This is a genomic window from Arenibacter hampyeongensis (assembly GCF_002909255.1).
GTDB classification, from domain to species: domain Bacteria; phylum Bacteroidota; class Bacteroidia; order Flavobacteriales; family Flavobacteriaceae; genus Arenibacter; species Arenibacter hampyeongensis.
Window position 1 is genome coordinate 63,092 of sequence record NZ_PIOB01000011.1, and the last position, 15,055, is coordinate 78,146.

General features: G+C 38.0%; 15 protein-coding genes. 3 read left to right on the top strand and 12 right to left on the bottom strand.

Translation table 11 applies throughout. The annotated features are described in order from the left end of the window. Positions 1-2: 2 nt before the first annotated feature. The 3 genes from CWD91_RS19785 to CWD91_RS19795 form a co-directional block, all read right to left on the bottom strand. Positions 3-1,151: a transporter gene (locus CWD91_RS19785; RefSeq protein ID WP_103442715.1), complete on the bottom strand. Its 1,149-nt coding sequence runs from the start codon at positions 1,149-1,151 to the stop codon at positions 3-5. Between the two features lie 175 nt (positions 1,152-1,326). Continuing rightward, complete coding sequence (locus CWD91_RS19790; RefSeq protein ID WP_103442716.1) at positions 1,327-1,743, bottom strand: doxx family protein; 417 nt, start codon at positions 1,741-1,743, stop codon at positions 1,327-1,329. 85 nt (positions 1,744-1,828) lie between these two features. Beyond that, positions 1,829-3,340 carry a vanadium-dependent haloperoxidase gene (locus tag CWD91_RS19795; RefSeq protein ID WP_239985881.1) on the bottom strand — a complete coding sequence of 504 codons (1,512 nt, stop codon included), beginning with the start codon at positions 3,338-3,340 and terminating at the stop codon, positions 1,829-1,831. A gap of 111 nt (positions 3,341-3,451) precedes the next feature. On the opposite strand from CWD91_RS19795, the gene CWD91_RS19800 reads away from it, so the two are divergent. Then, positions 3,452-4,138, top strand: a complete 687-nt coding sequence (locus CWD91_RS19800) for a LytR/AlgR family response regulator transcription factor (protein ID WP_157943850.1) — start codon at positions 3,452-3,454, stop codon at positions 4,136-4,138. On the opposite strand, the gene CWD91_RS19805 is transcribed toward CWD91_RS19800, so the two are convergent. Next, entirely contained in the window at positions 4,113-6,755 is a 2,643-nt protein-coding gene (locus CWD91_RS19805; protein WP_103442718.1) for an ATP-binding protein, read from the bottom strand. The genes CWD91_RS19800 and CWD91_RS19805 overlap by 26 nt on opposite strands. Positions 6,756-6,993: 238 nt before the next feature. Between CWD91_RS19805 and CWD91_RS19810 the strand changes: the two genes are divergently transcribed. Further along, on the top strand, positions 6,994-8,262 hold the full coding sequence (locus CWD91_RS19810; RefSeq protein ID WP_103442719.1) for a sterol desaturase family protein: 1,269 nt from the start codon (positions 6,994-6,996) through the stop codon (positions 8,260-8,262). Positions 8,263-8,340: 78 nt separating this feature from the next. Here the strand turns inward: CWD91_RS19810 and CWD91_RS19815 are convergent, their stop codons facing one another. Genes CWD91_RS19815 through rsfS form a run of 6 tightly spaced genes read right to left on the bottom strand, consistent with a single transcriptional unit; the run spans position 8,341 to position 13,166 of the window. Continuing rightward, positions 8,341-8,610 carry an acyl-CoA-binding protein gene (locus tag CWD91_RS19815; RefSeq protein ID WP_103442720.1) on the bottom strand — a complete coding sequence of 90 codons (270 nt, stop codon included), beginning with the start codon at positions 8,608-8,610 and terminating at the stop codon, positions 8,341-8,343. After that, positions 8,600-9,274 (bottom strand): phosphatidylserine decarboxylase family protein, encoded by a 675-nt coding sequence (locus CWD91_RS19820; protein ID WP_103442721.1) that lies wholly within the window; start codon positions 9,272-9,274, stop codon positions 8,600-8,602. The genes CWD91_RS19815 and CWD91_RS19820 overlap by 11 nt, the downstream gene beginning before the upstream one ends. Beyond that, positions 9,264-10,067, bottom strand: a complete 804-nt coding sequence (locus CWD91_RS19825; protein ID WP_103442722.1) for a phosphatidate cytidylyltransferase — start codon at positions 10,065-10,067, stop codon at positions 9,264-9,266. Before CWD91_RS19825 ends, CWD91_RS19820 begins: the two co-directional genes overlap by 11 nt. 1 nt (position 10,068) lies before the next feature. Then, positions 10,069-10,680: an LUD domain-containing protein gene (locus tag CWD91_RS19830; RefSeq protein ID WP_103442723.1), complete on the bottom strand. Its 612-nt coding sequence runs from the start codon at positions 10,678-10,680 to the stop codon at positions 10,069-10,071. Positions 10,681-10,739: 59 nt separating this feature from the next. Beyond that, complete coding sequence (ftsH, locus tag CWD91_RS19835) at positions 10,740-12,779, bottom strand: ATP-dependent zinc metalloprotease FtsH (protein WP_103442724.1); 2,040 nt, start codon at positions 12,777-12,779, stop codon at positions 10,740-10,742. A gap of 9 nt (positions 12,780-12,788) precedes the next feature. Next, positions 12,789-13,166, bottom strand: coding sequence for a ribosome silencing factor (gene rsfS, locus CWD91_RS19840; RefSeq protein ID WP_072863361.1), 378 nt, complete (start codon positions 13,164-13,166; stop codon positions 12,789-12,791). Between the two features lie 93 nt (positions 13,167-13,259). Here rsfS and CWD91_RS19845 point away from each other — a divergent pair, with 93 nt between their 5' ends. Beyond that, complete coding sequence (locus CWD91_RS19845; RefSeq protein ID WP_103442725.1) at positions 13,260-13,991, top strand: biotin--[acetyl-CoA-carboxylase] ligase; 732 nt, start codon at positions 13,260-13,262, stop codon at positions 13,989-13,991. A gap of 21 nt (positions 13,992-14,012) precedes the next feature. Here the strand turns inward: CWD91_RS19845 and CWD91_RS19850 are convergent, their stop codons facing one another. Continuing rightward, the gene (locus CWD91_RS19850) at positions 14,013-14,405 is read right to left on the bottom strand and encodes an orotate phosphoribosyltransferase (protein WP_103442726.1); all 393 of its coding nucleotides are present in this window, start codon (positions 14,403-14,405) and stop codon (positions 14,013-14,015) included. Positions 14,406-14,408: 3 nt separating this feature from the next. Next, positions 14,409-15,050 (bottom strand): orotate phosphoribosyltransferase, encoded by a 642-nt coding sequence (pyrE, locus tag CWD91_RS19855; RefSeq protein WP_103442727.1) that lies wholly within the window; start codon positions 15,048-15,050, stop codon positions 14,409-14,411. Positions 15,051-15,055: the final 5 nt, after the last annotated feature.

Sequence of the window (15,055 nt, forward strand, 5' to 3'; positions counted from 1 at the left end):
TTTTAATTAAAGGTATCTCTCAAGGAAGGGTCTATTTCCAAAGTTTTGCTTTTAGCGAAGCGGTAGGATACTCCAAAATTTATTAAATAATCGGCGAATGCAGCATCCCCATTTCTGGGACTTCCGGTACCTATTTCGGTTTGTTTATCCGTAACACTTTGGGGTCTATCTCTGCGAACGGCAAAAGGTACATTTAAATTTAAGGTAAAATTCTGATACATATAAGCTATGCCGGGTTCTATGGATAGGACATTTCCTGGTCTACGAAAGCCTTCATTGCCCCCAATAATGTCCTTTACCGGTACGGCATCAAATCGGGCACCCAAGGAAGTGGAAATATCATTGGACAAACTACAACTAAGGCCTGTGCGAACAGAATATTGGTCTGGTACGGCCATAATGGCCTCATTTTCTAAAATAGGGCTAAGTGTCTCCCTAAAGGTCCTGATTCCATTGGTTTCCCTAGGGTTAAACAGGTAAAATCCACCGCCATAGGCAAATAGGCCGCTGGCTATTTTTTGGTAAAACTGTAAATCAATCGTAAATCCAAAACCACCATCCCCAGGTTGGATGGACTGGTCAACAGGGCGCACTTCAGGACTGCCTTCTGGCCCTACATTATAAAACACGTCCGTTGCATTATAATCACCGGTGGGTAGTTTTAACCCTAAACCAACCGCAAGGTTCCTATTGGGGTTCAAAGATGGATCCAATAGCCAATATCCAATACCTGCCCTTATATCGGCCAAACCCCGTGAAAAAGTACTGTTTCTTTCTTCCCTACCGTGCTCATAGAGGGAAGACCTCGCATTTATTACCGTTGGTATTGTAATACTGGTGTAAAACCTCTCGGAAATACCATAGGTAAGGAAAAAGTCCCACGCATGGGAATGATTAATTACCTCGGTATTATTCGCAACTCTATCTGCTTCCTCCTTCGTACCCCTAAAATGCCTAAAGGATTTGAAATATCTATAATTCATGCCTATTTGAAGGTCGCCCTTGCCCAAAAGATTATTTTCCAGACTGTTTCCCACACAGGAGGAAAAGTGTCTAATAGCTACACATCCTTGGGCACTTATACTTGTGGTATTCAAGACAAGTGTAACTAAAAGAATGCCTATTATATGGGTAACCTGATTTTTTTGCATGTATTGGAATTTAAGGCATGGTTTTCTTCAATATATCTTAATGATACCAAATGGATAGATCTAATTAATAAAGGGAAAATTATGAATATTTTGTCCACTTCCACCACGTGCCACTGGCCTCCAATGTAATTGTAAGACAGCTCTTAGTGTTTTGTGACGAAGTTTTTTCCTCACATCAGGAAGCCCTATTGTACGGCCTTTGATATATTAAAAGTAAGGCGCTGATAATCACGATATTCTTAATTATATATTGCCCTACCAAGGTGAGGGAAAACGGAGCTTTGGAAAATGAGATTTCAGGAAAAAACACTACCGGAATAAAAGTTAGGACGAGATGGATAAGTGCTACAACAATAATTCTTCTGAGTTGCAGATTAAAAATCAAGCAAAGACCAATAGCCGCCTCAATTATGGCAAGTAATAATATCCCCGCATTTTCCGAAACGAGATTAAAGGTTAATAAAGATATAGTTTGTTTGGCCAGCAAATCCGCAGGACTCAATCCGGGGAAAAATTTAAGGAATCCAAACCAAAGGTATACGACACCTATGCTTATACCTAGCATTCTGCCATTTTGGGTTAATCGGATCATTTATTACTGTTTGTTGGTATTGATTTTATTTACAGATAGACTATGAATGTCCTTAATAAAAACAAACCGGTTTTATAAGCTTATTTTATTGGTTGACCGTAGTACCACCTTCACCTATTAGCTGCAGATATTTTTTATAATGATGCCTTGCTACCAGTCTGCCCAATTCCAATCCTGCAACATTATCGGCCTGTATGTGGTATCCTCCCATTACTCTTGATATACCTGCCATTTCGGCTGTTTCGGTAAAAGTTGGGAATTTTAAGGTAACCGGGTCGTCCAGATTAACGGTTTCAGTAAGGGCTCCTGGAACCAATTCCACTTCTGAACCAAATTGATCGTCTCCGGTAAATAATCGTAGAGCCTCCGCGCAGCCACCACTTATGGTACTATGGCCTGAAACGTAGCTCGGGAATGGCGGACACAGAAAGGCATCAGGGGAATAAGGTCTCCAATCCTTCCCTTTCATTTCAACCATACCTTTATCGGGACCACCCCAGGCCTTGATTACCTTGTCTTGATAGTAATCGTGTACCAAGGCATAAGGACGTGCATAATCATAATACATTTTGGAATCCCAGCAAGAGATAAAGGCATCCATGGCAACTGATTCTACCAAAAAATACATCTTTACGTCTTGGTCCAAAGTATGGTTGTCCCTCAAGGATACGTCCTGAGCAAATTTTAACCAATGCCCGGCTTGTTGTACTGATTTAGGTCCATCTCTCATAAATTCTACGAGTGCCTTGTTTTCTGGAGTTAAATTTGCCTGAAGGTCAATTACCTCTTGAACTTCTTTTTCCAATTGTTTGGAACCAACCATAGGGGGAGGTCCTGGTCTAAACTGATCTGCAGTCTCCAACAACAAAGGTTTTACTTTTTGCCAATATGGGGTTAAGCAGCCTGGATTGTATTTATTGCCGTCCTCATCTATAAAATATTTTGGCTGCCACCTATTGAGGTCAATATTTTTATCAATATCATTTACGGGCTTATAATTGGTGTAATCAAAGTAGGGCTGTCCACCAGACCCTTCCACCTCTCCATATTGGTTGGAACCGTCATTTCGGCGAGCTTCTATTACCATATCTGCGGCTAGGTTGCCAACTCCCTCAGGTGTGGCTGGATCCCTGGACTCGTTATCCGGGTCAAGTCCCAATTGGATCATCTTTTCCCTAAATAGGGTGCTGTCGGAATAATAGTATTCCCTTAACGCTCTATAAGCAGCATAACTCACCGCTATTTCTTTGTTCTTAAGAATTCTGTCGTTCACAGGGAAACGCTTTACATTTTTAAGGTACACCGGTTGTGACTTTTCATCGTAACGTGTCCAGGCATCAAACATAGCGGTGAAAATCAATCCGAGATATCTTGAGGTAACTGTTGGTCTTGGTTTAAAGCGGTCTGTATCGTTGGCAGTACCTTCCAAAGCCATATAGGCCCATTGGAACGCTATATTGTCCTTTCCCCGTGGCTCGTCGGCCAGGGTTATTTGATTGTCTGCCATGTTTTTGGAATGTTTGGACTGGTCTTTACAGCCAATAAATCCAAAAAATAAAATGGAGAGTATAGGTATAAAAAATGATTTAGAGTTCATGTTAGTCGGTTTTATAAGTAACAATAGTAGAATTTTAGATGGCGTAAAAATTATTTTTTATACGAATTGCTTATATTGCTTGATGAAATAGGTAATTTATTGGATAAGGGCATGAGGTGTTTAATTGTTGATGATGATCCGTTGATTTGTGATTTACTTGAGCACTTTTGCAGTAAGATCGATGATATTAAAAGTGTTACTACAACCGTATCTGGGTTTGAATCTATTAATCTTATAAATAGTTCATCATTTGATCTTATTTTTTTAGACTTTAATTTACCGGATATTACCGGTAAGGATATCTTGGACCTGAATCCCAACTCGGCGGTGATAATGGTTACTTCCAATAAGGAATTTGCGCCGGATTCCTATAATTATCCTATAGTTGTGGATTATTTGGTGAAACCTATAGACTTTCCAAGGTTTTATAAGGGATTCTCAAAAGCCAAGGAGTATATTTCTGCGAATAACAAAGTGCCTGAAAAAGATTCCCGTATATTTATAAAGGAAGGTGGGAAATTGCTGAAAATAAAACTGAAAGAAGTTGCCTATTTTAAGTCCGAGGCCAATTACATATCCATTGTTTTTAAAAACAAGAAAATACTGACCTTGATGGCCTTGAAGGACCTCGAGCCAAAGCTTCCCGAATTTTTTCAACGTGTGCATCGCTCCTATATCATAAATCTCAACATGATAGAAGTTATACAAACCGGTGCCGTAGAAATAAATAACGAACACATACCGGTAAGTCAACGGTATGCTCCAGAGTTGCTTAGGAAGATCGATCTTTTAAATTGAGATATATCTCTGCTCTAAAGCAGCATAAATAATAGGCAAAGGCATTATTTATTACCCTCAGTTCATCACTATTTATAGAAATAATTCTTTCCGGAAGTACCTTGGAGAGGGTAGTTAATCCAAGAATATTGATATGGGCAATTAGTTTGTGCATTATTGATTCCCAAATATCCTGGTCTTTGGCCTCCATATTTTTGTTTATTTGGTTGATATAGTTTTTGAATTCGGTCTCCAGTAATTTTAGGACCTTATCAATTTTGTGGGTGTCATTGTCATAATTCTTATAGATACTTGAAAAATCTGGGGATTCAAATTCATTGCTGCCCAAAATTTTATATACGGTATCCTTAAACCGATCAATTGGGAAGGGTTTTTGAAAATATTCACTCTTTAACTTCCCACTTTCAACAGGGTCTAAGGCGGAAACAAGAATAAGCGGACAGTTTATTTTTTTAGTTTTGATCCAGTCGTTCAAGTTATCCTGTATTTTTTCATTCTCCAGCATCAGATCACTTATTATTAAATCTGGAGAATTGGCCTTTATTATGTTCAAAGCCCCTTCCAATGAATTTGTATGCATTATGGTAATGCTGCCTGATTTTAGAACATAATTTATTAATTCGGAAGTGGACACATCGTCCTCTATGTGCAGAATATTGTATTGACCACTTAGTTGTGGCAGGGGGAAGGTCGACAAAGGAAAAGATTTTGGCAATTTAAGGGATGAGGTGGAAAGGGTTGGCAGACTCACCCAAAATTCAGAGCCTATTTCTTTTTGTGAGGAAGCCCGTAATGTACCTCCGAATAGTGTTGTTAATTGTTTAACAATGGACAGGCCAAGGCCATAACTGCCGTATCTTCCAGACAAATCGTTTTTTTCCATAAAAAAACGATCATTGATTCTATTTAGGTTTTTTGGAAGTACGCCTACACCAGTATCGTTCACTTTAATATTTAACTCTTGACTTTCAATGCCATTGATATAGGCGGACAGGTCAATAGTGCCCTTCTTGGTGTATTTTATGGCATTCACCACTAGGTTTGTAACAATTTGTGTTAATCTCAAGGCATCGGTCTGATATAGCCCGGTTTTAAGTTTATCGTCAATTTTTAGGTTGAATGTTAGCCCTTTTTGAACTGCTTCGTATAAATATGTAGAATGAATATCCCTCAAGAGTTCCGCAATATTGGTTGGCTCCAATTCAATTTGAAGTTTGCCTTCAACCAATTTTTGGTGATCCAAAACGTCGTAGACCAAGCCGGCCAAACTATTGGAACTTCTTTCCAAGGCATGGATTATGGGTAACTGGGAATCGGACGCATTTTTATACAACAGTTTTGTAAGGCCTAAAATGGCGTTAAGGGGAGTGCGCAATTCATGGCTCATGTTTTGCAAAAATTCATCACGCTGTTTTCTTGCAGTATGTTCTTTTTCCAGGGCCGTGTTCAGTTCAAGCACATTTTGATCAATTTTGACCTTCATTTTGGAGAAAGTATTGGCAAGAATTCCAATTTCGTCCTTTCTATTGGTAGGGAGTGAATGTTCCTCCGGAATTCCCTGGTCATAATTGCTGATCGCCTTGGTTATTTTGGTAATTTTTTTGGAAAATAGATTAGTGAAAAACCATGATAGCAAAATGGAAAACAAGCATACCCAAAGTAAGGTTTGTATACTTTGCGAACGTACAGTAAGCGCATTTTTTAGTAGAATATTCTGTTCCATATTGGAAATCAGAAATATTTTTCGCTTTCCATCGAAATACGGTAACTCTTTGAGATAACTTAAATAATTGCCATCGGGAGACTTTGTAAGTTGCCGAAATCCCTCTTTTAATGGTTCAATGGAATTTTCTCCTATATTGTAATCGGAGAAAAAATTCTGGAATTCTTTGGTCTGTAGGCCGAACTGCTGCGACCTGTCGTGGGAATACAAGTACTGGCCCTTGGAATCAATTAAATAAAATTGACTGTCACTACCAGCTATTTGATCCAAATTACGATATAACGGATTTAAGTTAATATTGATAATAAGGATACCAACTTTTTCGTTTTCACTGTTAAAAATGGGACTTGCAACCCGCAGGGTAGGGGTGTATGGAGAACTTATTACGCCGTATTCTTCGTTTAGATTAATATTGGAAAAATAGTGTTCCCCTTGATTTATCTGAATCGCCTCCTTAAAATATTCACGGTCCCCTTTTTGTTGCAGATTGTTGGATTTGTGCACAATGCCCTTTTCCTTGTTAAAGCGAATAATTTCTTTCCCGTTCTCATCGGCTTCGAGCAATCTAATTTGAAAATAGGTTTCTTTGTTTTCAAGTATAATCCTAAAAAGTTGATCTATATCGCTGGAGGTTTTTATCGAGGGATTGTAAATATGCTCCTGTATGGTTGGACTCAAAGCTATTACTGCAATGTCATTGGTTACTTCGTTAAGCAACGCATAGAACGATAGTTCCGCCAATTCAGAGGCCTGTATTATACGTTCTTTCGAATGTGCCGTTATAGCTTGGGATGCTTTTTTGAAAACTAAATACCCAGAAAGGAGGATGGTAAAAATAATTAGGCCGGTAAAGAATAGGGCAAAACGCGTTACTATGGAATGTCTTAAATTCATTTAATGGCCAATATAAAGTATATAAAACTAATTTATTCTTTATTGAATTGAAAACAAAAGCTTTTGGTAGCGTTCTTCTGTCCTTGTCTTGAGAATTCTGTTTCTTAAAAATCTATATGAACTTTTGGGTCTAAAACTAATATTATTGGCGTTTTGTGCTGGTGAATATTATTAAGTTGAATAAAAAAATAACCATTTTCGCTATATTTGTTGGAGCCTATAAAATTAACATTGATCAATGGAAACCTACGCCACGGCACTTTTATACGCCATCCCATTTTTTGTAATCCTTTTGACCATAGAAATAACCTATGGCTATTTTGTAAAGAAACAAATGCATAAGGTTATGGACACCGTTTCCAGTATTAGTTCTGGACTTACCAATATTATCAAGGATACATTGGGGCTTGCATTGGTAGTGGTATCCTATCCCTACTTATTGGAGCATTTGGCAATTACTGAAATTAAGGCTACATGGTTGGTTTGGCTCCTAGCTTTTATTGTGCTCGATTTTGCTGGTTACTGGAACCATAGGTTAAGCCATAAGATTAATATTTTTTGGAATCAGCATGTAATTCACCACAGCAGTGAGGAATTTAATTTGGCCTGTGCCCTTAGACAACCTATAAGCAATCTGATAGGCTATTTTTCCCTGTTCCTAATCCCGGCAGCGGTTTTGGGAGTTCCCCATTTAGTAATAGCTATTTTGGCCCCCATACATTTGTTTGCACAGTTTTGGTACCATACCAGACATATTGGAAAAATGGGTTGGTTGGAGTATTTTTTGGTTACCCCTTCCCAGCACCGGGTACACCATGCCATAAATCCGGAATACATAGATAAAAACTTAGGGCAAATACTTTGTGTTTGGGATCGTATGTTTGGTACATTTCAAGAGGAATTGGAGGAGGTTCCTCCCCAATACGGAGTATTGAAGCCTGTTGGAACCTGGAACCCCGTCATCATCAATTTTCAGCATATATGGAGGATATTCCAAGACGCCTGGCGAACAAAAAGATTTTGGGATAAAATACGCATTTGGTTTATGCCCACGGGCTGGAGACCAGATGATGTTAAGGAAAAGTATCCTATGGTTATTATTGAGGACGTTTACCACTTTAAAAGATATGAATCACATGCAACCAATAGGTTGAAGCAATATGCAATTTTTCAAATGCTGGCAAGTTTGGGATTAATGATGTTTATGTTCTTTAATTATACAGAAATTGGCTTTGAAGGTCTACTGGTTTTTAGTGGTTTTATTTTTGTGGGAATCTATGGATATACCACTCTTATGGATAGGGAAAAGTATGCTGTAGCGATAGAGTTGATCAGGGGACTTGCCGGAATTTTATGGATAGCTTATTTTGGGGATTGGTTTGGTCTAAATTCTTACCTTCCATTAGGAAATTTATGGATAGGGGGCTATTTCTTTTTTACAATTTTAGGTGGAATATATTTTACCTATTTTGAAAATAAGGAAAACCAATTAAATATGGTTTCATAGAATTTTCACGAAGCGTCTTTTGGGAATAAATACTTTTAAATAGGCGGTTTTGACAAGAAATAAAGTAATGGACTTTCCCTATTTCTTAACCTTTCGAACTTCTTTATCCACCAATTCAATATAACGTTGCATGGCTTCTTCGATGCTTACATTCTTCGCCTGTATAAGGGCATTGGCCTTGAAAGCGTTAATTAAAGGAGTCCTGCTTCCGGGATGGCTGAAATTGCGGTTCGCAATTTTAAAATAGGCATACAATTTTAACAAAAGATCAGCAGGGAGGGGATCATTGTAATCATTAATGAAATCGACCGCCGCTATAAATTCTTTCTTAAGTTTATCAGTCTTCATTTTCTTTTTGAACCCTTGTAGTTGCAATACATGTTTTTGCCCCTATTACTTTTTGGTGCAGTTTTACGGTAATTGCACTATTCAAAGGTAAGAACAAATCTACTCTAGAGCCAAATTTAATAAATCCGGCATCTTCACCCTGTTGTACACTATCCCCAACTTCCGCATAATTAATAATACGGCGGGCCATTGCTCCTGCAATTTGGCGGTATAGTATATCCCCAAATTTTGGGGTATTTATAACAACGGTAGTTCTTTCATTCTCCTCGCTTGATTTAGGATGCCAGGCCACAAGATATTTTCCAGCATGGTACTTGGAGAATTTAATCAGTCCACTTGCCGGGTACCTCGTTACATGAACATTTATTGGGGACATAAAAATGGATACCTGAATACGTTTTGCCTTAAAATATTCCGTTTCTTCCACTTCTTCAATAACAACCACCTTACCATCAACAGGAGCCAATATTTCATCAAAACTCTTGGCCGCATTTCGTTTGGGATTTCTAAAGAACTGTAGGATGAGAACAAGTATTACCAGTGAGGTAATTTGAAGAATTAATCTTAGCCATGGGATGTCAACGAAAAAATTGGCCAATAATATAACGGTACAGGTTATAATAAAGGTTGTAATAATGATTTTTTGTCCTTCTTTATGAAACATGTGAAAAAATAATTAAAGTTAAATATGCAAACGGTGCTGCAAACACTAAACTGTCCAATCTGTCCAGCATTCCACCATGCCCAGGTAAAATGGCTCCACTATCTTTGACCCCTGCGGCCCTTTTAAATTTCGATTCAATAAGGTCGCCCAAACTTCCTGTCAAAACAATGACCGATGCCAGGATTAACCATTGTGCCAACGAAATATTGGTTTCATATTTCGACAAAAAATACGCTGCTGTCAATGCAAATACAAAACCTCCTATAGCTCCCTCTATTGTTTTTTTAGGAGAAATGGAGGGGAATAATTTATTGCGACCTATACTTTTACCAACCAAGTAGGCAAAAGTATCGTTTACCCAAATAAGGATAAATACACCCATAATCAGAAACTTTGCAAATTCATTGTCCTTATAGGGAATCATAGTTAGGAAAATACAACCTCCCCCTATATAAAAAAGACCTACTATAAATTTTTGCAAAGTGTTGAACAATTTTTCCTTTCCTGAAAAGAGATAGTACAACAGTATAAAATTAATGGATATTGTTATGAACATCAAAATATTGATGAGAATCTTATCATTGATCAAATAAATAAATGTCCACCAAAGTGCCAAATAGGCAATAAAAATATGGTAGCCACGAAGTTTGATCATACGTTTGTATTCGTAGAGACAGGCCAATCCAAAGGTCATAAACAAAAAGTCAAAGGCATCGGAACTTAGAAATACGGCGGAAAGTAGTAAAATTACGTATACCGCACCTGTAAGTAAGCGCCTTAAAATTTCTCTCATGTTATAAGTCTTCCAGAAGTAAAAGATAAAGATTTTTAGAACTACTTCCGTAAGTTAAGAAATCGTCTGAATTTTCAGCAGTGGGTTGAAAATGTTTTATGGTGGTAATGTTCGCGGGAATTACATTTTTATACTTCTTTTTTATTGTTTTTAATCCCTCCCCAATAGATTCGACCATTTGGCTGGTGGTGGCAAAAACAATGACATTTGCAGGTAATTCGTGAAGTTTTCTTTCTTTTAACTGATTGGAGCAAACTAAAATGGATCCATTTTGGGCAATTAGATGCTCACAAGTGGTAAAAAATATCTCACTCTTATTGGGGTGATCGGTGAAACTTATTTCCTGCTTGGAGAATTTCTCTTCCAACCTTTTATCCATGGAAAAAAAGGTTTGGTCCTGCCATTCATTCTCAATAATTATATTGTCCAAATTGGTAAATACCTCATTGATAGAATCGCAATACAAGAACTTTCCACCGTTGTGTTTGAAATTAATGGTAAACTTTTCGTCAACGGGAATATTTAAGTCGGGCATATGTTGCCCTCTTGTTTCCACAGTTTCTTTGGAAACCCTTTTTTTTCCTCCCCCAAAAAGTTTATCAAATAATCCCATTAATATCTAAAACGCTCCCTTGGTCCCTTAGTCTTTAAGAACAACGAATTATTTACTTTTTATTTTTTTATTTCTGTTTCCGATTCTGAAATATCCTTTTTGGCTTTTTCTTCCTTTACTTCTTTTTCGGCCGCATTGGCTTTCTCTTCTTTTTCGGCAGCTTCCTCAGCTTCCATCCTCTTGTCTCTTTCAAAAAGACGTTTACCGAATATTTTTTCCAAATCGTCCTTAAATATAACTTCTTTTTCCAATAATCGCTCTGCCAATTCGGTAAGTTTATCTTTGTTATTGGATAATAGCTCAACCGCTCTTACATACTGCTCCTCAATAAGCTTTGAAATCTCTTTGTCTATGGTCAATGCAGTCTGTTCACTATAGGGTTTGGAGAAACCATATTCATTTTGTCCCGATGAATCGTAATAGGTTAGATTTCCGATCTCATCGTTTAAACCGTAAATGGTTACCATGGCCCTAGCTTGTTTGGTCACCTTTTCCAAATCACTAAGTGCACCTGTGGATATCTCGTTGAAGATTACTTTTTCTGCGGCCCTACCACCTAAGGTAGCACACATTTCATCCTTCATTTGATCTGGGCGAACAATTAAACGTTCTTCAGGTAAATACCAAGCTGCACCAAGAGATTGCCCTCTAGGCACTATAGTTACTTTTACAAGCGGTGCGGCGTGTTCCAACATCCAGCTTACCGTTGCGTGGCCTGCTTCATGATAGGCAATGGTTTTCTTTTCACCAGGGGTGATTATTTTATTCTTTTTCTCCAAACCACCTACAATCCTATCCACGGCATCCAAAAAGTCTTGTTTGGTTACGGCTTTCTTTTCTTTACGTGCTGCGATCAATGCCGCTTCGTTACAAACATTGGCAATATCGGCACCTGAAAAACCAGGGGTTTGCTTTGCCAGAAAATCCAAGTCCAATGTTTCTGCCGTTTTTATGGGTCTAAGGTGAACCTCGAAAATTTCCTTACGCTCCCTTATATCCGGAAGATCAACGTATATCTGTCTGTCAAATCGTCCTGCTCTCATCAATGCCTTGTCCAATACATCTGCACGGTTGGTGGCCGCCAATACTATAACATTGGTGTTGGTGCCAAAACCATCCATTTCCGTTAATAATTGGTTCAAGGTGTTTTCCCTTTCGTCATTGGATCCTGTGAAGTTATTCTTCCCTCTGGCCCTACCAATGGCATCGATCTCATCAATGAAAATAATGGCAGGTGATTTGTCCTTGGCTTGTTTAAATAAGTCCCTAACCCTTGAGGCTCCTACTCCAACAAACATCTCCACGAAATCTGAACCTGAAAGTGAAAAGAAAGGAACTTTCGCCTCCCCTGCAACTGCTTTGGCCAATAAGGTTTTACCAGTTCCCGGAGGTCCTACCAATAGCGCTCCCTTAGGGATTTTACCACCTAAAGATGTATATTTATCAGGATTTCTCAAGAATTCCACTATTTCTTCTACCTCTTCCTTGGCGCCTTCCAATCCTGCAACATCTTTAAATGAGGTTCTTGTATCTGTTTTTTCATCAAACAGTTTGGCCTTGGATTTTCCAATATTGAAAATCTGACCACCGGCACCACCACCAGCACCTCCGGACATGCGGCGCATTAAATATATCCAGATACCTATGATCAACACAAACGGAAGAAGTGTTAACAGCAGTTCGGTGAGCACATTGGATTCCTGGTCGTATGTAAGCTCGGTGTCTAAATTGTTTTCCTTTTTGATCTCATTGATCTCGTTTTCAAAATTCTGCTGATCTCCATAGTTAACTATATACTGTGGTGTAGCAGTGGCCGTCAATGAGAAAGGTTGATCGGACACATCCTTGTGAACCTCCTTTTTTAAAGCCTCTTCTGTAAGGAAGATTTTTGCTTGTCTCGTATTGGTGATGACCAATATTTTTCTGATATCCCCATTTCTAAGATACTCCTGAAGTTCTGAGGTACTTGCTTTTTTAGTATTTGCAAAGTTTCCGCTACCGAAAAATTGAAAACCAATTAATAATATCGCTATTACGCCATATATCCACCAAGTATTGAATTTGGGTTTTTTGGGACCTGTATTATTTTCTTTTGCCATTATTTTTTTTTACTGATTGAAGCTACTTTCAACTGATGTTACTTTGGCATCTCCCCAAAGTCCTTCTATATCATAATATTCTCTCACTTGTTTTTGAAATACATGTACAACTACGTTTACGTAGTCCATTAAAACCCACTCGGCATTATCCGAACCTTCTACATGCCAAGGTTTGTCTTGAATTGCTTTACTAACGGTTTTTTGGATGGAGCCTACAATGGCGTTTACATGTGTGTTGGAAGTACCATTACAAATAATAAAGTAGTCACAAACAGTATTCTCTATATCTCTAAGATCAAGTAAATTTATATCATGTCCTTTAACCTCTTCTATTCCACTTAAAATTAAGGCAATTAACTCATCTGCGCTACTTTTCCTTTTCTGCATTCAAAAATTTTAAATTTTTACAAAGTTATTATTTTTTTGTTTTTTTAACTATTGTTTTTAACAATACATTATATAATAATCATAAGATTGTAAATGCAATTAATCAAACTTAGTGCCACGGACTCCACGAATGCCTATTTAAAGGATTTGATGGTCAACAATAATCTAGGGGATTTTACGGTGGTAATGGCCCATTCCCAATTGAAGGGGCGTGGTCAAATGGGAACGAATTGGCTTTCTGACCCCGGTAAAAACTTGACTTTTAGTGTTTTAGTCAAACCTAAAGACATTCAGGTCTCGGACCAATTTATCTTAAATATTTGTGTTTCGTCGGCAATTTACGAAACATTATCCCAACTGCAAGTACCTGATCTGAAGATTAAATGGCCTAACGACATAATGTCAGGACATTCCAAAATATGTGGAATTCTTATCGAAAATATGTTGTCCGGACAACATATTCAGGCATCTATTGTCGGAATAGGTTTAAATGTAAACCAATTAACGTTCAATAACCTCCCAAATGTGTCCTCTTTAAAGTTATTATTGGGAAGAACATTCGATCTGGAAGAACTACTTTCCAATATTGTCGCAAACTTGAAGACTTTGCTGGGTAAAAGTGGGGAAGGGAACCAAAAGCGTCTCTTTGAGCTGTACGAGACCAGACTTTTTAGAAAAGACAAGCCCTCTACATTTACCGATCAAGATAATGAAATGTTTATGGGCTTTATAAAGGGGGTTTCCAGTGATGGAAAACTAAAAATCTTATTGGAAGACAACATTCTAAAAGAATTCAACCTAAAGGAAGTGAAACTTTTGTATTAGGTCCAAAGAATAGGATTGAACTTATAATTTGGAAAGATTATCGGACAGTGTACCAATGAAATTATTGATAGGTGATTTTATCATCATGGCCATCATTGCATTGAATTCACCTTCAAAACTTAGGGTTACTTCGCTCTCATCATCACTTATTGCCAAAATATCGGCGGTTAAGGTAAATGGTAATTTGTCGCTTGCGGCACCAAAAGTTAATTGGGAATGAGGCGTTTGTTGTTTCTTTTGAAGTACAATTTCTGGCATTCCGGTAAGGGCAAATAAAAACCTGTTCTCATTGATTACCTCAAACTTACTGATGTTTTTTGGCATTAAGGTCTCAAAATTCTTCACGTCGTTAAGAAAATCAAAAACTTCCTTACTACTTTTATTTACTTTTTTTTTGGGTGTTTCTAGGTACATAATTTAAGATTGCCAGGTAGAGGGGCTGCTTTTCCACTCTAGTAAAGTTTTTAATTGATTCTCCTTTATATAGTTTGTATCCGACGCTTGTTGAATTAAATAATCGTAATCGCTCAATGTATGAAGGTCCAAACCATATTTTTTAAAATTTTCATTGGCTACGTCAAATCCGTAGGTGAAAATTGCAAGCATCCCTTTTACATGGGCTCCACTGTTTTTCAAAGCTTCCACAGCATTAAGGCTACTTTTTCCAGTACTGATAAGGTCTTCAATGACAACTACACTCTGATTGGCCTCCAAGCGGCCTTCTATTTGGTTTTGGCGTCCGTGTGATTTGGCTTCCGGCCGAACATAAATAAAGGGTAGTCCTAAATATTCGGCGACCAGCATGCCTATGCCAATGGCTCCGGTTGCTACACCGGCTATCACATCTGGCTTGCCATAGAGGCTTTCTACTTGCTTTCCCATTTGCTCCCTAACATAATTTCTAATGCTTGGGTATGAGAGGATTATCCTATTATCGCAATAAATTGGAGACTTCCACCCTGAAGCCCATGTAAATGGATTTTCAGGTTTCAACTTAATTGCATTAATTTGTAGCAGAAGCTCTGCAGTTTTTTTGCCAGTGTCTTTATCTAAAACCATGACGC